Consider the following 24,814-nt stretch of genomic DNA (forward strand, 5'->3'; position numbering starts at 1 on the left):
AATATGAATAACGAGCCGATAAATTTAATGCGGGCGATCGCCTATATTTTGTCACAATGGCGTAAACAAAAACTGGTATTAGGAATTCTGATTGGACTCGTCCTGAATTTAGGAATTTCTCGCGGAGTTTATGCAGCTACTAATAACACATTACAAATTCAATTTACTTGGGCTTATGGTGTTTTGGGAGCGATTCTTTTAGGACTGATTTTTTACTTATTGGTTGTAGTTTTTCAACCAGAACGCTTTTAAAAATTTAATACTCAACACTCACACTCAGTAATTTTTATGATAATTATTCGAGAAACTCTCAGAGCCATTCGTATAACTTTGATATTGTGGTTGATCACGGCACTCATTTATCCTTTAGCAATCCTGGTTATTGGTCAAGGTTTATTCCCTTTTCAAGCTAATGGTAGTGTGATGTTGAATATAGATGATAAGCCCATTGGGTCGGCTTTAATTGGGCAAATATTCACTGACGATCGCTATTTTCAAGGTCGTCCTAGCACAGTACGATATAGCCAAGGCAGAAAAGCGAAACCAAATGGGATATCTGGAGCTAGTAATCTTGCTCCCAGTAACCCAGAGTTGCTCAACCGTGTGATTGAGCAAGCAAACCAATACCAAGAACAAAGTATTCTCCCAGTTGAAGATTTAATTTATACCTCTGGTTCAGGTATAGATCCACATATTTCTTTGAAAGCAGCTAGACAGCAGATAGCACGGGTGGCGAATGCGCGAGGGATTAAGGAAGATGACATCTTACCTTTACTGAATAAGTACACTGATGGCAGATTTTTATGGATTTTCGGTGAACCGGGAATTAATTTTCTCCGGTTGAATTATGCACTTGATTTGCAAGATATTAATCGTAAACTGAATCAATAAACTATGTTTTTCAACGCAGAGTAACGCTGAGGTAAACGCAAAGCTACTCGGAGTGTTTGTTCAACTTTTTGCTATCAACTCACGCCATCATGTTAGATAACACTAATTCAGGTGCAGCTATCAATTCTTCTTACCCAGTACGCCGAGGGAAACATAAAATCTTCATTGGGATGGCTCCCGGTGTGGGTAAAACCTATCGGATGTTAGAAGAAGGAAATGCACTCAAACAAGAAGGAATTGACGTAGTTATTGGACTGTTGGAAACCCACGGACGTAAAGAGACGGCAGAAAAAGCAGCAGGGTTAGAAATTATACCGCGTAAGGAAATTTCTAGAGGTGGCTTGACGCTGACGGAAATGGATACAGAGGCAATTTTACAGCGATGTCTCCCAACAAGCAGCTATGGCTCTAAGTCTCAATTGGTTTTAGTTGATGAACTCGCCCATACCAATGTCCCTGGTTCCCAGCGCGAAAAACGCTATCAAGATGTAGAAGTAATTTTGGCTGCGGGTATTGATGTCTACTCCACAATGAATGTGCAGCATTTAGAAAGTCTCAATGACTTGGTAGCCAGAATTACTGGGGTAGTTGTCCGAGAACGGGTTCCAGATAGAATTTTAGAAGCAGCCGACGAAGTGGTGGTGGTAGATGTTACACCGGAAACTCTGCAAGAACGGTTGTTAGAAGGAAAAATTTACGCGCAGTCAAAAATTCAACAAGCTTTAGATAACTTTTTTCAGCGCCGCAACTTAATTGCTTTACGAGAATTAGCTTTGCGCGAGGTAGCAGACAACATCGAAGAAGATGCGATCGCCTCTACACCCAATGGACAATTTTGTAACATTCATGAACGGGTTTTGGTATGTATATCTACTTACCCAAATTCATTACAATTACTGCGGCGTGGTGCGAGACTGGCTAATTACATGAATGCGCCACTGTATGTTGTGTTTGTCGCTGATCCTGAGCGCTTCTTAAGTAAAGATGAAAGTTTACACATCCACAACTGTGAAAAGCTGTGTCAAGAATTTGAGGGGACTTTTCTGCGTGTCACCAATGGTAATATAGCCCAAGCGATCGCCGAAGTTGCCGAGAAATACCGCATCACTCAAATTGTAATTGGAGAAAGTCAGCGATCTCGCTGGCAAATCCTCCTCAAAGGTTCCTTAACCCAAAAATTAGTCCGCTTATTAAAAAATATCGATATCCATATTATCGCTAGTGATAAACAATCTTCAGTTAAAATCTGAACATTATCCATTACACAGTATCTCATGAAAGTTGAGACTATCAGCATCAAGAATATCAAAGTTCAACAAAATCATATTTTAAAAAATATTTTTCATTTAGCATCTACTCCCACTCCCAACAATGCCCAATATCAACAACTAACTCACACTTTAAACAACACAGTATCAACAATTGAACATATTTGTGATAATCTGCAAATCACACCAGCAAATCTAACTAATTCATCTCGCAAAATCTATTCCTGGTGCAAGTTTCTCACAGAAGAACAAAACTTAAAGCTTCATCTGATTAGTACTTACTATCTGCGACAAATGACTCAACAAATCCTTGCATTAGAGGAACAAAATGCAGTTGCAGTCATGATTGAATTCACTAATTTAGCAGGATTATACCAAGGTAAAAGGTCTAGTAAAATTGTTTCACTGAAGGTTAATGAAGGTTTTATTAATGCGCCTGAAGAAGTCTTGCAAGCATTAGTAAAATGTATGCTATTAGGTAAAAATCCAGAAAGCACTAGACTGATTAGAGAATATGCTAGTTCGGAAGAATATAGTTCAATTCTCCTAGATTTGGATTTAATTGCTGATGTAATTGCTGAAAATCCTCAAGGTGATTTTTATAATTTAAATGACTTGTTTGACAAACTCAACTCTGAATATTTTGCGGCTAATCTTGTCAAACCACGCTTGACATGGAGTCAAATCAAAACCTATCGTAAATTTGGACATTATGAACCAGCGAGAGATCGAGTAGTTATTAGTACAACCCTTGATAATGCTAATGTCCCCAAGTTTGTTGCTGAGTTCGTTTTATATCACGAATTACTCCATAAACACCACGGCACAAAATGGGTAAATGGTAAACGAATGGTTCATACTACCCAATTTCGCACTGATGAGAGGCAGTTTAAATTATACGCAGAAGCAGATAGATGGTTAAAAAAGTTAACATCCCATCAAGGTTGATCAAAAACTTTCGGCTGGAAAATCTCACCCCATCAAGGTTCCACATCTTCACTCCAAAATTAAGTATGTTTGGGGTTTTTTATTGAGATTTTGATAGTACAATTGTTCTAGTGATAGACCTCTGAGCGATGCGTTGCCGACGCGAAGAAAAAACATATCAATACTATGATGACACCATTACAGGGTATAGTTGCAACCCAAGTAAATTCTCAAACCGTCACTAAATCGAAGTTTGAGCAATCTTCTGAACACAAAGCTAATCGCCCAAAGAACGTTAAAATCGACAGTTTAGCTTTTCAAAGACTCACTGATGTAACTAAGGCAATTTTGCATCATGCCTTTTGGTTAGCGGAACAAAAAAAACAGTTGTCTTTACGAGACTACAAACAGCTACTTTTAGATCATGGTTGGCAAGGTGAAGAAAAGCGCTATCTCAAGATTGCAGCAGCATTTGCGAAGTTTTCACCTCAAGATGTCGCCCAAGTCGAGCCGAGAACTATCTATCAGTTGGCAGAAAATAGTAAAAAGTACCAACAAGTCATCAATCGGCTATTAGACTTAAGCATTATCAATCAAGAGAGTGTACGTTCTTTAATTAAAAAGCAGCGTACACCCAAAACAACTCAGCCGGAAAAACCTAGTATTTGGCGACGCACAAAAAATGGTGGGAGATATTGTCAAATTCCGCCAATTCATGAACCCACAGAACAAACTGGTGTTACCTTGCAACGAATGATGGATGAGGAAGGATTGAGCGCCCAGCATATTGTGGCAGAAGCGATCGCTTTACGACAAGCATATAAACAAGGGCAATTAGTCCGCGCCGAAGATAACAATTAAATTTTCCGCGACAATAGAGTTGTAATTGAGCATAAGTGCGTAGACGTACACCCTCAACTATGACTGATACCAAAATTAAGAAAAAAGGCAAATCTTTGCCGCCAAAGCTGATTATCGGTTTGGGCAAGTTTGTTTGGACGACTCTTTGGCATATTATGATGTCCCGACTCGCCCCCCGCAATCAATCAGGAGAATATATTCGTCCCGACAGCCAGTTTAGAAATGTTGTTAGTTCAGCTGAAGGAAATATTTATCAACCAGCTGCGGGGCGTTACAAACTTTATGTTGGTTTAGGCTGTCCTTGGGCGCACCGCACATTAGTTGTCAGGGCGCTCAAAGGGCTAGAAGATGTCATCTCAGTCACAACTGTTGAACCTTCTGCGGAGTCTGGGGGTTGGGTATTCACTAGCGAAGACGAAGGTTGTCAAACTTTAGCTGAATTGTATCAGCTTGCCCAACCTGGTTACACTGGGCGCAGTACAGTTCCGGTGTTATGGGACAAACAAACTAAAACCATTGTCAATAACGAAAGTGCGGAAATTATTGTTATCCTGAACTCAGAATTTAATGAGTTTGCGACAAATCCCATATTGAACCTCTACCCAACGGAACTAAAAGAGAAAATCGACTGGTGGAACCAAAAGATTTACACAAGTGTGAACAATGGTGTGTATCGTTGCGGCTTTGCCCAAACTCAAGAAGCATACAACAAAGTGTGTGATGAACTGTTCGCCACCCTGGATGAAATTGATACAGCCTTAAATACAAGCCGATATCTTTGCGGTAACAATGTCACCTTAGCAGATGTGCGATTATTCACAACACTGTTTCGGTTTGACATTGTGTATTACGGGTTGTTCAAGTGTAACCGCCACCGCATTCAAGATTATCCCAATTTAGGAGCCTACCTGCGCGACTTGTATCAGTTACCGAGTGTTGCTGGCACTTGTGATTTAGAAAGTGTCAAGCAAGATTATTATGGGAATCTTTTCCCTCTGAATCCTGGTGGGATTGTGCCGAGTGGCCCAGATATGGCATTTATGTTAAAACCACATCAGCGTGAAACCATAGGAGTGCGTTAGCCAGCACTTAAATTAGCAATAGTTATTTGCTTGTCTCCTAGCGTTTCTTCGTTGGCATCATCCAAAGGCTGCGGCATTGGATTATCAGCGTTTTCATGATCAGGAACAGAATCGTTCAAGTCATTCATATTTTCCGGGATTTGTTGATTCTGATCAATATCTAGCAGACTAGGAACCGAGGATTCATGAACTGATAAGTTAATCAGTTTATCTTTCTCCTGAGTCATTTTTACCTCTGGATTATAAGTTAACTATGTATACAGGCTAGGATTTAATGCTGATACTTTTCCTCTAACAATTGATGTATTTATCGAAATCACAGGTAGTAGTCAGGAAGCTAAGAATGTGAGGTTTTTAGCTTTGTGGATGTAGCAAACTACTAAACTTGTGGTCATGATTTGATTCATCACCTAGGATAGCTGATTGGTTGAATACCTGGAAACTAAGTTATCTTTTAGTCAATTTCTAGGTAAAAGTACAGTACTACTTAAATGTTACAAAAGTTATAATAACTATACAAAATAGAAGTGTATATGGCTCAACCATTAGTAACCCTTGGTGTCTCTACATACAACAGATCTACCAGTTTGTATCAGCACTGCCTGACGGCACTAGAAAAAGTTACATATTCAAACTATGAAGTTATTGTTATTGATGATTGCTCATCTGATGAAACTCAAGATATATTGCATGAATACAAAACAAAAATAAATAGATTACGTTTTTTTCGCAATGAGAAAAACCGAGGTCTTTGTTATTCGAGAAATCGAATTCTAGAAGAATCAAAAGGAGATATTATTGTATTTTGTGATGATGATGTGAGTATTTTCCCTGACTGTTTAGATGAAATTGTTAAAGCGTATATACAAGATCAGGAAGTTTTATTTATTTGGGGAGGAGTGTATCAATGCCACGGTTCATGCGATATGAGTAAACTAACGTTTGGATCTGGTAGCCTATTTTCTATAAGACGTATAGTTGCAAATCATTTTCGGTTTGATACCAATATTCAATATTTCAAAACCTATGTTTGTGAGGAGCATGAATTTGCTCGACGAGTGCAACGAGAACAAGGAAAAATTATCAAAATCTCGACAGCGAAGGCAAATCATTATCAAGCTCCTGCTAAAGATAGAGCTTGGCGAGGTTTAGGAGGAGATCTGAATTATCTTTATGAACAAGCTAAACACGGTTCTATATTAAAATATTATCAGTCTCTTTTAATTGGGATTCACTATACAATTGATCGGATTATCTTCAAGCATCATTTTGAAGAATATTACTATCAATCTTATTACAAAGAAGCAGTTTATTCATTTTATAAACTACTGCTTCTTATTAGAGCGAGTAAGTTTTTAATTGCTAGTAAATACTTATTTAATATCATAGTAGATATTCCTATCAAGGCATTTATTAAGCGCAGGGTAGAAGCAAAACAGGCAGAGAAATTTAAGCAAGCATTGCAAGGTGTTGATAATATAAATTTGCAAGATGAGTTTGTGTATTATAACGATTCCCAAGCAACGGATAGTCGAGAATTACTTGTAGATCGGGAGAGAGGATGTTAATAAAATAATTTAAACCTAGATAACTGAACTTCTAAAGCTCTGATGAGAATTTTATTGAGTTCGGTACTATTTTTAAATTGCAGAATTTGTTGCGTAGGTAAGTCAAAAGGAATTTTACCTTCTAATTCTGGGCGTTGCATCTGTGCCAACAAAATTTGTTCGGAGCGTTTACTTTGAATTGCATACCCAATCTCTATGCAAACATTGGGGCTAGGAATTAATTGCTGATTTTCTTTACCGTCGATGCTGGCTATAGGTGTAGTATCGGCAATAAACAACAGACTCTTGCGGATTTTCCGCATCATAGTCCGATTTAACCGCAGAGTTCCATCGCTCGGTCGATAGGATTCTACCACTGTTAAAGGAAGACGCGATCGCACATTCAAAATTTCCAAACTTTTTTGCAGTCCCTCTCGCAAGGCCTCACTAGCTTCGCCATACTCAGTTTGATAGCATAAAAAAATCGTTGGGTCTAATTGTGCTAATAATGCTTGTTTAGTGAAATAAATTTCATGACTGATCAAGTCAATGTTAGCTACGCAATAACCACCACTACCTTCAACATAAAATTCAATATTTTCCCCTTCCAGATAACGCTCAAACCAAACTGACTTTTTCACGTCATCGCTATCTTCTAAAAAATCTGCACGCAACCCCGATCGCAATAGACTTTTCTTACTCAGACGAATGTCAGGTGGGCGTTTTTCTAATTGGGCGATCGGTTCATAATCCTGGATATACCATGCTCTGAGCGCAATAATTGACATAAGGCGCTATTTTCAAGATTTCTGATTATTTAACTGTTTATTTAAATAGAACTCAGGAGTCAGAATTCAGGAGTCCGAATGAGCGATAAATCCCACTAAATCCGATGATTCAGTAGTCTACCCTGCGATAAGGCTAAACCTACAATGAATGGCGGGTTTCTCCACTCATTAATTCTGAATTCTGGCTTCTAGATTCTACGGCAATTAACTTGATACAAGCTTACACTGATTTCCCTAAACACAACAACACCTAAGCATCTACTAGTTATGATTATTTCCGACTGTTGTCTCTTCTAGCTAGGGATGTAAAGTGGTTTTCACCACTCAAAACAAGCAATGAAAAACAGTTTACAGCCCCCCCTGTTTTTCTCCAGCATTAACTTGACGTAACAATTTAATCGGAATCTCCATCCAAAATTCTGTACCTTTACCTAGCTCGGAGATACAGTCCATCATGCCACCATGTTTATCTACAATAATCTGGTAACTAATTGCTAGTCCTAACCCTGTACCCTTACCCACAGATTTGGTGGTAAAAAACGGATCAAAAATCCGCCTTCTCACGTCTTCTGTCATACCTTTTCCATTATCAGCGATGCGAATTAATACGCGTGATGTGTCTGTAGCTAATCTCGTAGAAATCCAAATCTTAGGCTTAGGAAGCTGAGATTTTCTCTGTTCTAAGTTACCTTGATCTTCCAAAGCATCAATAGCATTGGTGAGAATGTTCATAAAGACTTGATTTATTTGTCCTGCATAACATTCTATTAATGGTAAATCACCATAATCTTTGATTATCTCAATACCAGTAAAATATACATTTGACTTCAGGCGATGTTGCAAAATTAATAAAGTATTATCTATACCTTCATGTAAATCAACTGGCTTATTCTCTGCCTCATCTAAGCGGGAAAAATTCCGTAAAGATAAGACAATTGATCGGATGCGATCGGCTCCTACTTGCATGGAAGAAATCATTTTTGGTAAATCTTCGGCTAAGAATTCTAACTCGATATCCTTGGCTTTAGCTCTAATTTCATCATGCGGTTGAGGATAGTGTAATTGGTAAAGCTGAATGATTTTTAACAGGTCTTGAGTATAGTTATTTGTATAGTGTAAGTTACCGTAGATAAAGTTAACTGGGTTATTAATTTCGTGGGCGACACCTGCAACTAACTGTCCCAAGCTGGACATTTTTTCCGTTTGAATTAATTGGGTTTGTGCTGCTTGAAGTTCTAATAAAGCTTGTTCTAATTGTGTAGCTTTAGCTCTAGCTTCAGTTTCCGCTATACAACTTTGTTCATAAAGTTGAGCTTGCTGAATAGCGATCGCAGCTTGATCTGCTAACTGTTGGATTAAATTAATTTCTGTATCTTGCCAATCTCTGGGAGCATCACACTGATGCACAATTAGTAAACCCCAAAGTTGTAACCCTATATTTATCGGCACTGTTAAGTTAGCTTGGACTTGCAGACTCTGTAAAAATTCTTGGTGACAAGCACTTAAAGAATATGTAGAGACATTATTAATTGGTTTAACTTGACCCTGAGAAAGAAAACGAGCAGATTCATCAGGGAGACAGCCTTCTGGTGTTTTAATTCCCAAAGTTGATAACCAATTACCATTGATTTCTTCAACAATGACTTCACCCTCAGATTCACCAATTCTTTGATAAATTAGGACTCTATCAGACTTCAGCAGCGAACGCACTTCATAAACGATAGTTTGTAAGGTAGTTTTTAAGTCTAATGAACGGCGAATTTGCTCGGAAACTTGTTTGATGACCTTAGTAAATAATAATGATTTTTCTAGTTCTGTGGTTTGCTCTTTTACACGCAGTTCTAAGTTAGCATTCAACATCTGTACTTCTTGGTACATTTGTTGCTGCTGAATAGCAATAGAAAAGCTATAAGACAAAGCCTGGGCTAAAGAAATTTCTTCATTTGTCCAAGCAACAGCTTGTCCGTTTCTTTCTTCTCGCCAGACATCAAAGGAAATTTGTGGTGACTGTTGTTGGGGATTTTGGTTACGTCGTCCAGCCCACAATATTTCGGTGTTGAATTCTGGGCGAAAAATACTCAACACTCCAATAAATTTTTGTCGCTGGTGCAGAGGTATGACTAACATACCCCGAATTTGGGTTAAGCGAAATGCGAATGCTAAGACACGCAAATGTGCTTCATGATAAAGGTTCGTCGTCGCCCAAATATGACCTTGTTTGCATTCATCCATCCATTTTTGCCAAACAGGATGTTGTTCAATGATGGTAGTTTCTAACTCGAATGGGATTTTTGGTTGATCTCCATAGGTATAAACTTCTGCTGTTTGTTCAATGTAAAGTCTGCCACCTATTCCATCTAAAGCTGTGATAGTTTCTTCTAAAGCGGCCTGTAATTCCAGTTTTGGTAATTGATGTAGTAGGGTAGTCACGCGATTAATCGTTTCTTCGCGTTTTTGCCTTGTCAGAGTTTGAGTATAGAGATTACTTTGGGCAATAGCGATCGCTACTTGATCAACAACTTGCTGCACTAATGTCAGTTCTGCTGGTAAAATCTCTCGTGGTTGACTGTGGTGAACAGCCAATAATCCCCACAATGAAGGTTTGAGTGATTCCCCTTGCACTTCGCTATGTAAAATTGGCACCACTAGCGAAAACTGTACCCCCATTGCTGTGAGATATTGAATGTGGCAAGGATCTACTTGTCGATAGTAGCTATTTTCACTTTCTAGGAGTTCCTCGGTGTCGTTTGGCTGTGGCAAAGATAACCCTAATTTGCCATTCGCTACATCTACAATTAAACGTTGCCTTCCCAAGAAAAGCATTTTTCTACTTTCCGGGGGAATATCTGTAGCCGGAAAATGCAACCCTAGTAGGGATGGTAAAATCTCATCATGAATAGATTCAGCAATAACTTCCCCACTACCATCAGCCTCAAACCGATACACCATCACTCGGTCTGTAGCCAAAAACAAACGCATTTCGGCAACGGTGGCTGTTAAAATATCTGGCAGTTCCAGCGATCGCCTAATCCGGTTAATTATCCGGTGCAATAAGCCTTCTTGCTCAAAAGCAGGCTGCGAACCGCTTGGGTTATCAGTATATTCCATTGCCTGGTAAACCTATAAAAAATATTTAAACTATCTTAAAAAGTTTCGCCAAATCCGAGCCGCCATTTCTATCTTTGACTTTTAATAACTAAAAGAAAATAGTAATTGTCAATTAATTTTATACTTCTTACCAAATGATGTATTCGGTAATATTCGGTAATATTATGTAAATCACCAAAGTCTAAAATTTTTCTATGATTTTAAAATATCTTTATGATTTTTTGATTTTTTAGCGAATTTATTCCGTAAATTTAATGAAGTAATGTCTAATTTTTTTGGTTTAGGGAATGTCATCATGCCCCTCGTCAGTATAGCTATCTTTTTATATGTAGCTATTCTGTGAGACAATCACTAGTAATTACTGAATAAAGGCGTAATCGACGAATTTCTTCGCGCACACTCATCAAAATTTTGCCAAGATGATTATTACCAGTTTTATCTGTACCACAACCCCAAAAATAATCAGTGGGGGAATTCTCGATAATCATCTCATCACCTGTAGCCAGGAGAATTTCTCGAATATCCGTATGGGTAAGAAATTTTTTGAGTACAGCCTCATGCATAATTTGAGTTTTGACTACATCCCAATCTAAACGGAGTGTGCGTGAATTACAGCGCCCTAAAGCGGCGGCTTCTTCGGGTGTAGGAGCAGCATGAATCACAGGTATAATTCCGGCATCTTTGCTACCGACAAACTTTTGTGCTTGATAATAATGCTCAACTGTTGACCAATAAGTACCGTGGATGTGGATGGGATGGGAAGAAAAGTTAGAAAAACAACCGTAAGGCTGCCAAACTTTGTAAAAGTAAATGGTCATTTGAAAACTTATATTTATATATTATTCACTGTAGCTGAGACCCTACAGCCTTTACCAATTCCCGCAGAAGTAATACAAATGACTGATGTATACAAGTTAATTTTTGAGGTTGGGTGTGTAGATGCGCTGTCATTAGTCATTTGTCCTTTGTAAATATAAATGACTAATGACAAAGGCCTAATTTTGCGCTTGGTTATGTAATTTAGATGTGTTTTTGCTTACTCTTCTACCCCTACACCCATCTAAAATGTTGATTTTCCCTCGTACTCTGTAAGTCTGGTGTAGTCCCAAGATATTAAATACTTGTTAAAAAAATAGGTTGTCCGCCTTGATTGAGAGATGTGGTTAAAGCCGCCAGAATTTTGACTAACTCTGTACCCACCCAACCCGATGATACAACGGGAGGCTGATGATGGAGTATAGATTGAATAAAGCGATCGCACACTTGTTGTAATGGTTCCCCTGGCTGTAATTCCACTACTTCGCGGCTTTGATTTACAGGGATAAAATGATTCTCCTGGCGTTCAAACTCACCATGTAATAAAGTTAACGGCGCAGTAGGAGACATTTCATCAAAAATCAAACTACCAAGACTACCGACAACGGCTAATCGCCTTTGTTTATCTGAGTTAAGCCAGCACAGATGAATATATGCTTGAAAGTTATTTGGATATGTCAGCGTTACCCAGACTAAATCAGCTAAACCAGATGGTGAGTTTTCTGCTGTTTGCAACCAAACTGTTCCCGTTGCTTGTACCTTTACAGGTACTTGACCCAACCAGTTGTTAAAAATCGCAATATCATGAATCGCTAAGTCCCATAGTGCATCCACATCTTGACGGACTGGCCCTAAATGGGTGCGCGAAGCATAGCCATAACGTAATTCACCTAATTTATTAGCCTTAATTACTGCGTTTCCGGCTGTCACCGCTGGGTGAAATAAATAGGTATGGTCAACCATCAAAATTAACTGCTGTAACTCTGCTAATAGACAAAGTTCCTCACATTCTTTGGGGTCTAGAGTTAAAGGCTTTTCGGCTAAAACATGGTATCCCTGCTGGAGAGCATCTTTAATTAAAGGATAGTGAGTAGTGGCTGGTGTGGCGATCGCCACTGCGGTCAAATCTGGGATTTCCTTTAAATCTTGCCATTGAGTTGTTAATAATACACTTTCATCCAAATTAAATTGCTGCTTAACGGCTGTTAATCTTTCTGCATGGGGATCTACCACCGCCACCACATTAACTTGGGGATGCGCTAAAAAATTCCGCAGTAAATGTACGCCCCAACGCCCAACCCCAATAACTGCGATTTTAATCATTGGTTAATCGTCAAAAGTCAATAGTCAATAGTCAGCGCTAAAACTGCGATCGTCAACAGTAAAGATGCCAAGTTTGAATTACTATTGAGTTCACCTATTTATACATCAGCTTTCAGTACTTTTTAGTGAGTGCAAATTCTGAGATTATTTTTGGGAACACTTAGATTTAGCTGACTGCTGAATACCAGGTCTTACTAAATTCCTGGAACAGGCTCGTACGTAAAAATTTATCAGTTTTGGTAAATCTAAAACCAAGGCACTATCATCAATATGAAATGGATTAAATCATCTGTAAGTTTTGCAGTCTTTTCAATACTGTGTTTATATGTTCTGCCAATTTCTGGTCTTACAGCACAGGTAAAAGCTGAATCTTCCCCCAAATCACAAGTATGGCAAATTAGCCAAGCATTTAAGCCACCAAAAAGAGGAGACCCACCTGCAAGTGCAGGAGGCTCAACTCGTGGTTCTGCTTGTTTGAAAGGGAATAAAAAACTTGTTCCTTTCTTACCTCCCAATAAATTAGGGTTGACATTAGCTGAACGCCCGACATTTTTTTGGTTTGTTCCCCAATCTTTAGTCAAAACAGCCAAGTTTATTCTCTTAACTGATAAAGATGAGAACTCTCTATATGAAACAACTTTGACACTACCAAATCAATCTGGAATTATTAGTTTTACACTCCCTAATACTGCACCAGAACTGAAAGTTGGTAAAACTTACCATTGGTATTTGACAATTGTTTGCAATTCTCAAGATTCCAGTACAAATCCTTGGGTAGATGGTTGGGTAGAACGCACGGAAGCAGAAGCCTCGTTGTCAGAAGATTTAGCAAAAGCGCAACCTCACAAGTTACCTAGTCTTTATGCAGAAGCTGGAATTTGGTATGAAGCATTGGCTACTTCAGCGCAGTTACGCCGCACTGATCCGAAAAATTTGCGAGTCAGAATGAATTGGTGGACATTATTGAAATCAGTGAAGCTGACTCCACTAGCTTCTGAAAAATTTATTGACTGCTGTACCAGTGAAAAAGTGAGTAGGGAGTAGAAGTCAAAAGACAAAAGGCAAAAGTTAAAATTCCTATTTTGCCTTTTAACTTTTAACTTTTTTAAATTTATGATTTGGTCAAAGCTTAAACCGCAAATTTGGCAATGGCGTGGTGTTTTATTTGCTGTTCCTAGTGTGACAGCTTTAGTAATTGGACTGCGGTTAACAGGATGGCTGCAATTGGTGGAATTAGCCGCATTAGATCATTTTTTTCAGATGCGTCCATTAGAATCAGTTGATAGCCGGATTGTGATAGTTGAAGTTAATGAAGCAGATATCCGCCAGCAAACGCAGTGGCCGATGACCGATGCAGCTTTAGCGAGTGTATTAGAGAAAATTAACCAACAAAAACCTAGAGCGATCGGTTTAGATATTTATCGTGATTTACCTGTCAATCCTGGTCATCAAGCTTTAGTTAAAATATTTGCATCTACGCCTAATATAATTGGGGTGGAAAAAATTTCTGATACTGCTGATAGTTCTGCCGTGAATGCGTCTCCAGTGTTGAAGCAACGCGGTCAAATTGGATCAAATGACTTGCCCATAGATGGGGATGGCAGAATTAGAAGAGGATTGCTTTACGTTAATTTAAAAAATGACGAAGTTCTCGCAAGCTTTGCACTGAAGTTGGCTTTGCTGTATTTAAAACCGGAAGGTATTACAGACAAGCCATCAGCTAATAACCCTAATTATTTGCAGTTAGGTAAAGGTATTTTCCCAACTTTTGAAGCTAATGATGGCAGTTATATTCAAGCTAATGCTGGTAGTTATCAAGTGCTGCTCAACTATCGAGGAAGAATACAACAGTTTCAAAAAATCTCTTTGACACAAGTCCAACAAAATCGCATTCCGCCAGATTTAATGCGGGATAAGGTGGTACTAATTGGGGCAACTGCTGAAAGTTTAAAAGATTTATTTTATACGCCATATAGTAGTAATGTTTTTGCTGAACCAGAACGCATGGCTGGTGTAACTATTCATGCAAATTTGATTAGTCAAATTTTGAGTGCAGCTATAGATGGCCGTCAACAAATTCAGAGTTTTCCTGACTCTTTAGAATATCTGTGGATTTTGAGTTGGTCGATCGCAGGTGCAACTTTATGTTGGATACAACGCCACAATAGTTATCAAAAAATCCGCTTGCCGATCAATGTAGTATTAACCAGTGGGACTTTAGTTGGTAGTAGTTTCGTCGCTTTTTTAGCTGGTTGGTGGATTCCAGTTGTACCATCATTCTTGGCTTTAGCAGGTTCCGCGATCGCCGTTACCCAATACATTGCGGAAAGTGCAACGGGTATGCGGAAAACTTTTGGCCGCTACCTCACAGACGAAGTAGTCTCTAATTTACTCGAAAATCCTGCTGGCTTAAAAATTGGTGGCGATCGCCGCAAAGTTACGCTGCTATTTTCTGATTTACGTGGATTCTCGGCCATGTCGGAACAATTGTCACCAGAAGAAGTTGTGACAATTCTCAATTTTTACTTGGGAACGATGACCGAAGTCATTAATCAGTACAAAGGTACGATTAATGAATTTATGGGTGATGGTATCTTTGTCATATTTGGTGCGCCGATTAACCGTCCTGATGATTCCGAAAGAGCGATCGCTTGTGCTGTGGCGATGCAGTTAGCAATGCAGCAAGTCAATGAACACAATAAAAAAATGAATCTCCCCATCCTGGAAATGGGAATCGGAATTAATACAGGTGAGGTGGTTGCTGGTAATATTGGTTCCCAAAAACGCGCTCAATATACAGTGATTGGTAGCCATGTTAATTTGGCTTCTCGTGTAGAAACTTATACTGTAGGTGGACAAGTTTTAATTTCCGAAAATACCATCAAGGATGCCCACATCAAACTGCACATTGGCAGCCAAATGCAAATCCAGCCGAAAGGTATCAGAGAACCGATTACTATTTACGAAGTTTGCGGTGTTGGTGGTCAATATAACTTGTTCTTGCCCAACGACGATGGGGAAATGGTGACTCTAACTCAGCCAGTTTTAGTAGAGTATACCGTTCTACAGGGTAAACAAGCATCTGGCACAGCATTTAACGGGGAATTGATTAGCCTTTCAGAAAAAGTTGCCCAAATGCGATCGCTCAATTCCTTAGAAATCTTAAATAATCTCAAACTTAAATTACTCAATACCGAACTCAGCACCGAAGAAGATATTTACGCCAAGGTGATGAAAAAATCTGACATTGACGAACATATTGTGACAATTCGGTTTACATCATTGCCACCCAAAGCGATCGCAGTTCTAGAGTCAATAGTCAATATTCAAACTCCAGAATCCTAAAACACCTAATTTCATACTTCAGACTTCATAAGAAATAGATATTATAGAAAAGTAGACAAAACTTAAAAAATATTCATCAAATGCTCATTGACTCCTCTGGCTTGTCCAAGGTCAAAGACTCAGTAAGAGAAAAAATCTTCTTCGGCCATGAACCCAGTGCCGAGTTAATTGCTATTCTGAGCGTCTATTTTGTCCAAGGGATTTTAGGACTGGCGCGTTTAGCTGTTAGCTTTTTCTTAAAAGATGAATTATTGCTGAGTCCGGCTGAGGTATCGGCAATGTTGGGAGTTGTCGCCATACCTTGGATGATTAAGCCATTATTTGGCTTTATGTCCGATGGCTTACCCATTTTTGGCTATCGTCGCCGTCCCTACTTAATATTGTCTGGCATACTCGGAGCTATTGCTTGGGTGAGTATGTCCACAATCGTTCATAGTAGGTTAGCAGCAACCGCAGCGATCGCCCTCAGTTCCCTAGCCGTAGCCGTTAGTGATGTCATAGTTGATTCCCTAGTTGTAGAACGAGCCAGAGTTGAATCTCAAGCCGATGCAGGTTCACTACAATCTCTCTGCTGGGGTGCAACTGCATTTGGAGGTTTAGTCACAGCATATTTTAGCGGGATGCTGCTGGAGCATTTCACTACTCGCACAATATTTTTAATTACCGCTACCTTTCCTTTAATTGTTTCGGGAGTCGCTTGGTTAATTGCTGAGTCTCCTGTTAATAAAGATACTAACGATCCTGATAACGCTAACTCTCTGAGTGTTAAGCATCAACTCAAACAACTACGCCAAGCCGTCAGCCAAAAGACAATTTGGCTACCAGCCGCCTTCGTTTTCATTTTACAAGCTACCCCAACCGCTGAATCTGCCTTTTTCTACTTCAGCACCAACGAACTCCACTTTGAACCAGAATTTTTAGGCCGAGTCCGCCTAGTAACCAGTCTCGCTTCTTTATGCGGCATTTGGATTTTTCAACGCTTTTTGAAAAGCGTCCCCTTCCGCATCATTTTTGGTTGGAGTACGGTGATTTCCGCAGTTTTAGGCATGACAATGCTGCTGTTGGTCACTCACATTAACCGTAGTTTGGGTATAGATGACCGCTGGTTTAGTTTAGGAGACAGCCTCATCCTCACCGTCATGGGACAAATCGCCTATATGCCAGTTTTGGTATTAGCCGCTAGACTTTGCCCACCTGGAGTAGAAGCAACTTTATTCGCTTTATTAATGTCAGTCTTCAACTTAGCAGGTATGGTTTCCTATGAAGTTGGAGCCATTATCATGCACTGGCTAGGTATCACCGAGAGTAACTTTGACTCACTGTGGATTTTGGTAATTATCACAAATCTCAGCACCTTATTACCACTAGCATTTCTGAGTTGGCTACCAAAAGACGATACCCAAACCGAAACCTTACCAAGCGAACCATTTTTACCAACTTTAATACTCCCAGAACCAGAATCACAAGTTATTGAATAACGTGATTTAAATCAATTCTGCAATAGACTTCTTGCAAAAGTAATCATCCTAGCGTCTTTCTTTGCGCCTTTGCGCGAAATAAATCCAAACCATGCAGAATTTAACAAACCAACAAACACCAACCATTCAAAAATCCTACACCCGTGAAGATTGGCAGGGAGCCTATCAATCTATCACCCAAGAATATGACTATTGGATTGATGACATAGAAGGACAAATCCCGCCTGAACTCCAAGGTACGCTGTTTAGAAATGGCCCTGGACTGTTGGATGTGAATGGACAACGCATTCATCACCCCATTGATGGCGATGGAATGATTAGCCGCATCACCTTTACTGATGGTCGCGCCCATTTCCGCAATCGTTTTGTTCAGACTGAAGACTATTTAGCAGAACAAAAAGCGGGAAAAATTCTTTATCGTGGTGCTTTTGGAACTCAAAAGCCCGGCGGCTGGTTAGCGAATATCTTCGACTTAAAAATCAAAAATCCTGCAAACACCAGCGTTATCTATTGGGGAGAAAAACTTTTAGCACTGTGGGAAGGGAAAGAACCTTATCTTCTTGACCCCTACACCCTAGAAACCTTGGGGAAAGAATATTTCCACGGTTTTTTGTCCGAAGGTCAACCCTTTAGCGCCCATCCCCGAATTGACCCCAGCAGCTATCAAGATGGCGGCGCACCTTGTCTGGTGAATTTTTCCAGCAACCCAGGACTATCCACCAAAATTAGTATTTTTGAACTTGACCAAACAGGTAAGGCTCTCAGAAATCAGGACTACATTATTCCTGGTTTCTGCTTTATCCACGATTTTGTCATTACCCCTAATTACTACATCTTCTTTCAAAATCCTGTCACCTTTAATCCCATATTGTTCGGCTTGGGAATCAGCAGTGCAGCAGAAAGTATCAAGTTTCAGCCCAACAAGCCTACTCGCATTTTAGTTATTCCCCGCAATCCCCAAACAGGACAACAAAACATCCAAGTTTTAGAAACTCAGGCGGGTTTTATTTTCCATCACGCCAATGCTTTTGAGGTGGAAAAAGAAGTATTTATTGATACGATTTGCTATGATAATTTTCCTGAGCTAGAGCCTGCAAGCGATTTTCGCCAAGTTGATTTTGAGCAGTTTCCCCCCGGTAATATTTGGCGGTTCCACCTCAATCTCGATAGTCAGACGGTGCAACGGAAATTAATCACACAAAAAAGTTGTGAGTTTCCTAGCGTCAATCCCCACCAAGTTGGACGTTATTATAGGTATTTATATATATCTGCAGCTCATGCAGAGACGGGAAATGCACCGCCACAAGCAATTCTCAAACTTGATTTAGAAACGGGAGAAAAACAACTTTGGAGCGATGCACCCCGTGGTTTTGTGGGTGAGCCAATTTTTGTACCACGCCCTGGTGCTGAAAAAGAAGACGATGGCTGGATACTCACTTTAGTTTATGATGCAGCCCATCACCGTTCAGATGTGGTGATTTTAGATGCCAGTGATTTATCCAAAGGTGCGATCGCTCGCCTACACCTAAAACATCATATACCCTACGGATTTCATGGTAATTTCACTTCCGAGGTATTTTGCCCAATTGATCCCTAATGTATAGATATTGATTTTTCACTGTTTATCAACCACAGTTCACATCAACTGTGGTTTTTTAAACAAAAAACAAAATTGTAACAAAAACTACAGAAATTAATCTTTTTTTGAGCATAGAGGATAAGCTAGGCATATTATGTATCCAGTTCGCAAAGATACCGCGATTAGGAGAAACTTTTATGATTGCCACACCGACAATGCCGCTGGAAGCCGCTACTCCAGCGCATATATGCCCTTTTGATCAAGCTTGTAGCTACTTAGAAGCTGCCGGCAAAGAATTAAGGTTAGACCAAGGTGTATTGGAAATTCTCAGCCACCCGCGCCGAGTGGTGACAGTTTCCATTCCGATAAAACTAGATAATGGTGAAATACGCGTATTAGCAGGGCATCGGGTACAACACTCGGATATTTTAGGCCCCTACAAAGGCGGAATTCGTTATCATCCGGCGGTGACACTGCGGGAAGTTTCTGCACTGGCAATGTTGATGACTTGGAAATGTGCGTTGTTGGGTATTCCTTATGGTGGTGCAAAGGGAGGAATTGCGATCGCCCCAGAAAATTATAGTGTGGGAGAATTAGAACGCATTACCCGTCGCTACACCAGTGAATTAATTAAAGATATCGGCCCTTCCCTAGATATACCTGCGCCAGATATGGGTACTTCTGCCCGTGAAATGGCTTGGATGATGGATACTTATTCAGTCAATGTTGGTCATGCTGTACCAGGGGTTGTGACTGGTAAACCGCTTTCCGTTGGTGGTTCTCTCGGTAGGGAAAAAGCCACCGGACGCGGGACGATGATTATTGTGCGGGAAGCTTTAGCTGACCAAGGTAAAACTCTAGAAGGACTACGAGTTGTTATTCAAGGTTTTGGTAATGTTGGTGGTGCAGCAGCCGAATTACTCCACCAAGCCGGAGCGAAAGTCATAGCTGTTTCCACAGCCACAGGTGGGGTATATGCTGCTGATGGGTTGGATATTCCCGCATTAAAAGCTTACGCCGCCGAAAATCATCACAATCTGATTAATTTTCCCCATACGAGAGCCATTAGCAATGCTGAATTACTCACTTTACCTTGCGATGTCTTGATTCCGGCTGCTTTAGAAAACCAAATTACGGCGGAGAATGTTGATCAAGTACAGGCGCAAATTATTGCCGAAGCCGCTAACGGCCCTATAACCCTGGAAGCCAACCGAGTTCTAGAAGCGCGGGGTGTGACTGTGCTACCAGATATTTTGGCAAATGCTGGGGGTGTGGTGGTGAGTTATCTGGAATGGGTGCAAGGTTTATCTTACCTATTCTGGGATGAAGAACGGGTCAACCGCGAAATGGAACAGTTGATGGTGCAAGCTTACCGTCAAGTTATTCAGCAGTCTCAAATGCGACAAGTGCCTCTACGATTAGCCGCTTACACCTTGGGTGTAGGAAGAGTAGCACAGGCATTAAGCGATCGCGGTCTTTATCCTTGATAATCTGACAAAGTAGAGATGTTGCTATGCAACGTCTCTACAAAATTTATTTTGATAGGACTTACGCAAAACACCTCTCAAACTCTCATTTCTCCGTGACCTCAGCGTCTCTGTAGTTCGATTTTCCGTAGCCTGTGCGTAAGTCCTGTTTGATTTGAATCAGCAACCCACAACTTTGCAAATTTGATATTTGACAGATTTTTCCAGTTTCAGCCAGCCGAAAATCATATATGCTGAATTTTTGTATGTTAACTGTATTGATCAAGAAGATTCTAGGCTAAAAACTGAGAAAAATCTGTGCTGGATATCAAGCAAATACGGGAAAATCCGCAATTAGTGCAAGAACGGTTGAATAGTCGTAGCGGTAATTATGACATTCAGCCGATATTAGGGTTAGACAAGCAACAACGAGAATTGGAGATGAACCGCAGTCAACTCCAAGCTCGGAGTAACGAAATTGGTAAACTTGTTGGGCAGAAGATGAAATCTGGTGTTAATCCCCAAGACCCAGAAATTCAAGCTTTGCGTGATGAAGGTAATTCCATTAAAGCTCAGTTGAGTGAACTGGAACCAAAAGAAAAAGAACTGAAGGCTCAAATTACCCAGCTTGTACTAGCTTTACCCAACTTACCGAGTGACTCCACACCTGTAGGTAAAGGTGAGGAAGAGAATTTAGAAGTACGACGTTGGGGTGATGAGTACTTACCTCAGAACCCGAACATTCTACCGCACTGGGAAATTGGCGAAAAACTAGGCATTCTCAACTTTGAGCGTGCTGTAAAAGTTGCCCAAAGTCGCTTTGTCAACTTAATCGGGGCTGGCGCAGCGTTAGAAAGAGCATTAATTAACTTTATGCTGAAGACGCAAACCGCAGCAGGCTATGTAGAAGTTAGTCCACCCTTATTGGTAAATACTGATTCTTTAACAGGAACAGGTCAATTACCAAAGTTTGCTGAAGAAAGTTTTAAGTGTGCTGATGATGAATTGTGGTTGATTCCTACAGCCGAAGTTCCTGTTACCAACCTCTACCGTGGAGAAATTTTAGCTGCGGAAGATTTACCAATTTACCACTGTGCTTATACTCCTTGTTTCCGGCGAGAAGCTGGCAGTTATGGGCGAGATATGCGGGGTTTAATTCGGTTGCATCAATTCAATAAAGTTGAATTGGTGAAAGTTGTAAATCCCAGCACTTCTTTTGATGAATTGGAAAAATTAGTAGGAAATGCCGAAGCAATTTTACAGGCTTTAAAATTGCCTTACCGTGTGATTAATCTCTGTACTGGTGATTTAGGTTTTGGCGCAACTAAAACCTATGATTTAGAAGTATGGCTACCCTCTTCTGGCAAGTATCGAGAAATTTCCAGTTGTTCTAATTGTTTTGATTTCCAAGCGCGACGGGCGGATATTCGCTTTAAGGAAGCAGGTAAAAAAGGCACACAATTTGTCCATACCCTCAACGGTTCCGGCTTGGCTGTGGGGCGGACAATGGCAGCGATTTTGGAAAATTATCAACAACCAGATGGGACTATTTTGATACCGGAAGTGCTGCAACCATTCTTAGGGCGTAAGGTGTTGTAATTAGATATTTGGTGAATAAGTAGAGACGTTTTAAGTAATGTCTCTACAATTTTTTATCAAGCTGTATAGAATATGCTCCCCTTTGAAAAAAGGCTGCTGTGTACACACAAATCAAAAATTTTCATGTTTAACCACATCCCGCCTAGAACTAAAGTCCCAGGCTAATAGCCAAAGTCCACTCAAGTGGACTGGAATATATATATTTCTTATTGAGTCATCTTGAGATGACTTGCGATATCAGACTCGGAATTAATTCCGAGGCGGGACTTAATTCTATTTTGATAAAATCTCTTGATTTGATTTTTTAACTTTAGCTATCCAATTTTGATATAAATTGAAAATTTCCGAGTAAGAAAGTTTGCCTTCAGCAACAAGTTCAAATAATGAAGGTAAGAAAAATTTAGGAAAGATTGGAGATAAATATTTACTCAGGCTATTCCTGAATAACAACTCAAAAAATAACTTTTTCGAGACAGGAAAAGCATAATCACTTAATTCTACTACTGCAATGCCATCTGCTTGACGTTGAAGCGTAAACTGTTCCACAACAATGGCTAAATTATCAGAATATTCATCCAAAATTTGGTTGAAAATATTTGCGTCTTCTAATGCTGCGTTACAACCTTGACCGAGAGAGGGGGATACTCCATGCGCCGCATCTCCAATCAACAGAATGCTATCGCCTTGATGATAGCGGTTACAGCGCACTGTCAGCACTCTGGATACAGACCGATGGGCAAATTCTTCGGCTTCTGATTCTGGTAGTATCTGCCCAATTTCTGGAAAATTATGGCGAAAATAGTTTAATACTTCTTGTTTGGTAGCTAGTTCAGGAATTGTTTTATCCTTGTGAGGAAAGAGGATAACACCACTCCAGCTACTGTCCATCTGATACACCAATAAAATGGTTGTAGCGTTATCTAACCGCCAAGAGTTGACTTTGCCTTGTTGCCAATTGATGCCTAATTTGGGATCTAAGGGTGGTAGAAAAATCGATTTGTAGTCATTTACAACATAATTTTGTTCACACTGAAAGTTATCTGTTTTGAGAAAACTTTCTCTGACTACTGAACGTGCGCCATCTGCACCTATTAATAAGTCATAATCAAAGGTGATTTCCGCTTCAGAATCCAGTTGTTTAAACTTTACTTGCTTGGCGGCAAAATCTACTTGTGTACATTGATGGTTAAAGTGAAGATTGACTTGATTGCCGCCTTTGATAGTCAACTGTTCTAACAATTGAATCACCAAGCTGGTGCGGTCAAGGCTCAACTGTGAGTATTTTCTACTAAATACCCGCGTTTTACCATTCTTTTGGTGCAGTACTGCTCCGTTGGTTTCTAAGCTGATGGCTTTAACTGCTTCCGCTAGTCCCTCAATTTGCTTTAAAGCATTTATTCCCCTTTGACTAAGGACAATAGAAAAGGTGCGCGACTTGGAGAAAGAAATGGTGCGCGGGTCACTGCGACTATCGAAAATATCGATTTGATATTTTTCTTGACGGCGTAGCAAGTAGTGAGCGAGTAGAACTCCGCTAGGGCCAGCACCAACGATCGCTACTTTTTTCACCATAATTCAACTCACAACTACCCAACTTCATAATATATTCACTGGATCAACATCTATAGTCAAGCTAACGGCATCACAACATAATTCTCTGATTTCTTCCCAATTGGGTAACTGGGGTAATTCATCTGGACTAAATTTCAACAAGATTTGCCAACGGTAACGGTTCGCTACTCGTATTACACTTGCTGGTGCTGGGCCAAGGATTTCAAAGCCTTCGTGACTATTTAAGGCTGTCGCAATGATTTGCGCTGTATTCTGCACTTTTATCGGGTCAAGACTGCTGAGACGCAATAAAATTAACCTGCCGTAAGGCGGATAATCTAGGTCTTGGCGTTGTGCTAATTCGGCTTGACAAAAAGATTGATAATCGTGGGTACGGACTGCTTCAATTACCTGATGTTCTGGGCTGTAGGTTTGCACAATCACTCTCCCAGGATCATCGCCTCTCCCGGCGCGTCCGGCTACTTGGGTGAGGGTTTGAAATGCCCGTTCGCTGGCGCGGTAGTCTGATAAATGCAGCAGTCCATCAGCGGCGACAACTCCCACCAGTGTAACTTGGGGTAAGTCTAAACCTTTGGTTAACATTTGCGTCCCGACTAATAAATCGGCTTCGCCGTTAGCAAACTGAGTTAACAAGGTGCGGTGTGCGCCTTTATTGCGGGTTGTATCACTATCAAAGCGGATGAAACGCAATTGGGGAAACTGTTTAGCTAATTCTTGGGTGACGCGTTGCGTCCCACTACCAAAAAACTTTAAATAAGGCGAACTGCAATCAGGGCAGAATTGAGGATGCGATCGCCCATAATTACAGTAATGACACCGCAATAATTGGGGCGCTCCCTCTTCTGCATGGTGATAAGCTAACGACACATCACAATGGGGACACTCCAAAACATAGCCACAATTGCGGCAAGACACAAAGGTACTATGTCCCCGACGGTGAATAAATAAAATTCCCTGTTGTCCCTTTTCTTGCAGTTGTCCTAAAGCTTCTTGCAAACTGCGACTAAATATTGACCGATTTCCCTGCTGCAATTCCAGCCGCATATCTACCACCTCAACTGGTGGTAAAGGGCGCGAGTTGATGCGTTCTGGTAATGATAAGTAATGAGTAAGTGAGGGTATAGGGGAAATTTGCTGTAAATTTTCTCCCCTGCCCCCCTGCCC

General features: G+C 40.3%; 20 protein-coding genes. 13 read left to right on the forward strand and 7 right to left on the reverse strand.

Annotated elements, in window-relative coordinates:
* The first annotated feature begins 3 nt into the window (after nt 1–3).
* The 6 genes from IQ244_RS27885 to IQ244_RS27910 all read left to right on the forward strand — a co-directional run bounded on the left by IQ244_RS27885 (nt 4) and on the right by IQ244_RS27910 (nt 5,029).
* Entirely contained in the window at nt 4–252 is a 249-nt protein-coding gene (locus IQ244_RS27885; RefSeq protein WP_193899946.1) for a potassium-transporting ATPase subunit F, read from the forward strand.
* Between the two features lie 36 nt (nt 253–288).
* Nucleotides 289–891 (forward strand): K(+)-transporting ATPase subunit C, encoded by a 603-nt coding sequence (gene kdpC, locus IQ244_RS27890; protein WP_193899947.1) that lies wholly within the window; start codon nt 289–291, stop codon nt 889–891.
* An 89-nt stretch (nt 892–980) separates the two neighbouring features.
* Entirely contained in the window at nt 981–2,141 is a 1,161-nt protein-coding gene (locus tag IQ244_RS27895) for a universal stress protein (RefSeq protein WP_193899948.1), read from the forward strand.
* 24 nt (nt 2,142–2,165) lie between these two features.
* A complete protein-coding gene (locus IQ244_RS27900) occupies nt 2,166–3,107 on the forward strand; it encodes a M48 family peptidase (RefSeq protein ID WP_193899949.1) in 942 nt (313 codons plus the stop codon).
* Nucleotides 3,108–3,272: 165 nt separating this feature from the next.
* Nucleotides 3,273–3,947 (forward strand): hypothetical protein, encoded by a 675-nt coding sequence (locus tag IQ244_RS27905; protein ID WP_193899950.1) that lies wholly within the window; start codon nt 3,273–3,275, stop codon nt 3,945–3,947.
* A gap of 59 nt (nt 3,948–4,006) precedes the next feature.
* Nucleotides 4,007–5,029 carry a glutathione S-transferase family protein gene (locus tag IQ244_RS27910; protein WP_193899951.1) on the forward strand — a complete coding sequence of 341 codons (1,023 nt, stop codon included), beginning with the start codon at nt 4,007–4,009 and terminating at the stop codon, nt 5,027–5,029.
* Here IQ244_RS27910 and IQ244_RS27915 read toward each other — a convergent pair.
* On the reverse strand, nt 5,026–5,256 hold the full coding sequence (locus IQ244_RS27915; protein ID WP_193899952.1) for a hypothetical protein: 231 nt from the start codon (nt 5,254–5,256) through the stop codon (nt 5,026–5,028). The two genes, IQ244_RS27910 and IQ244_RS27915, sit on opposite strands and share 4 nt — an antisense overlap.
* Before the next feature lie 306 nt (nt 5,257–5,562).
* On the opposite strand from IQ244_RS27915, the gene IQ244_RS27920 reads away from it, so the two are divergent.
* On the forward strand, nt 5,563–6,597 hold the full coding sequence (locus IQ244_RS27920; protein ID WP_193899953.1) for a glycosyltransferase family 2 protein: 1,035 nt from the start codon (nt 5,563–5,565) through the stop codon (nt 6,595–6,597).
* Here IQ244_RS27920 and IQ244_RS27925 read toward each other — a convergent pair.
* From IQ244_RS27925 to IQ244_RS27940, 4 genes are all read right to left on the reverse strand, one after another.
* Entirely contained in the window at nt 6,594–7,364 is a 771-nt protein-coding gene (locus IQ244_RS27925; RefSeq protein WP_193899954.1) for a hypothetical protein, read from the reverse strand. The two genes, IQ244_RS27920 and IQ244_RS27925, sit on opposite strands and share 4 nt — an antisense overlap.
* A gap of 348 nt (nt 7,365–7,712) precedes the next feature.
* Nucleotides 7,713–10,472, reverse strand: a complete 2,760-nt coding sequence (locus IQ244_RS27930) for a GAF domain-containing protein (RefSeq protein WP_193899955.1) — start codon at nt 10,470–10,472, stop codon at nt 7,713–7,715.
* Nucleotides 10,473–10,804: 332 nt separating this feature from the next.
* Nucleotides 10,805–11,290, reverse strand: coding sequence for an NADAR family protein (locus IQ244_RS27935; RefSeq protein ID WP_193899956.1), 486 nt, complete (start codon nt 11,288–11,290; stop codon nt 10,805–10,807).
* Between the two features lie 295 nt (nt 11,291–11,585).
* Nucleotides 11,586–12,611, reverse strand: a complete 1,026-nt coding sequence (locus IQ244_RS27940) for a Gfo/Idh/MocA family protein (RefSeq protein ID WP_193899957.1) — start codon at nt 12,609–12,611, stop codon at nt 11,586–11,588.
* A 270-nt stretch (nt 12,612–12,881) separates the two neighbouring features.
* Here IQ244_RS27940 and IQ244_RS27945 point away from each other — a divergent pair, with 270 nt between their 5' ends.
* From IQ244_RS27945 to serS, 6 genes are all read left to right on the forward strand, one after another.
* The gene (locus tag IQ244_RS27945) at nt 12,882–13,655 is read left to right on the forward strand and encodes a DUF928 domain-containing protein (protein WP_193899958.1); all 774 of its coding nucleotides are present in this window, start codon (nt 12,882–12,884) and stop codon (nt 13,653–13,655) included.
* Between the two features lie 69 nt (nt 13,656–13,724).
* Nucleotides 13,725–15,956, forward strand: a complete 2,232-nt coding sequence (locus tag IQ244_RS27950; protein WP_193899959.1) for a CHASE2 domain-containing protein — start codon at nt 13,725–13,727, stop codon at nt 15,954–15,956.
* Nucleotides 15,957–16,036: 80 nt separating this feature from the next.
* Nucleotides 16,037–17,434, forward strand: a complete 1,398-nt coding sequence (locus tag IQ244_RS27955; RefSeq protein WP_193899960.1) for a folate/biopterin family MFS transporter — start codon at nt 16,037–16,039, stop codon at nt 17,432–17,434.
* Between the two features lie 91 nt (nt 17,435–17,525).
* Nucleotides 17,526–19,031, forward strand: coding sequence for a carotenoid oxygenase family protein (locus IQ244_RS27960; RefSeq protein WP_193899961.1), 1,506 nt, complete (start codon nt 17,526–17,528; stop codon nt 19,029–19,031).
* A 179-nt stretch (nt 19,032–19,210) separates the two neighbouring features.
* Nucleotides 19,211–20,500 (forward strand): Glu/Leu/Phe/Val family dehydrogenase, encoded by a 1,290-nt coding sequence (locus tag IQ244_RS27965; RefSeq protein WP_193899962.1) that lies wholly within the window; start codon nt 19,211–19,213, stop codon nt 20,498–20,500.
* A 297-nt stretch (nt 20,501–20,797) separates the two neighbouring features.
* Nucleotides 20,798–22,078: a serine--tRNA ligase gene (gene serS, locus IQ244_RS27970; RefSeq protein ID WP_193899963.1), complete on the forward strand. Its 1,281-nt coding sequence runs from the start codon at nt 20,798–20,800 to the stop codon at nt 22,076–22,078.
* Nucleotides 22,079–22,351: 273 nt separating this feature from the next.
* Here the strand turns inward: serS and IQ244_RS27975 are convergent, their stop codons facing one another.
* Complete coding sequence (locus IQ244_RS27975) at nt 22,352–23,650, reverse strand: FAD-dependent oxidoreductase (RefSeq protein ID WP_193899964.1); 1,299 nt, start codon at nt 23,648–23,650, stop codon at nt 22,352–22,354.
* Between the two features lie 24 nt (nt 23,651–23,674).
* On the reverse strand, nt 23,675–24,814 hold a 1,140-nt coding region (gene priA / locus IQ244_RS27980), incomplete at its 5' end, for a replication restart helicase PriA (protein ID WP_193899965.1).

It is taken from the genome of Nostoc sp. LEGE 06077 (genome assembly GCF_015207705.1).
GTDB lineage: Bacteria > Cyanobacteriota > Cyanobacteriia > Cyanobacteriales > Nostocaceae > Nostoc_B.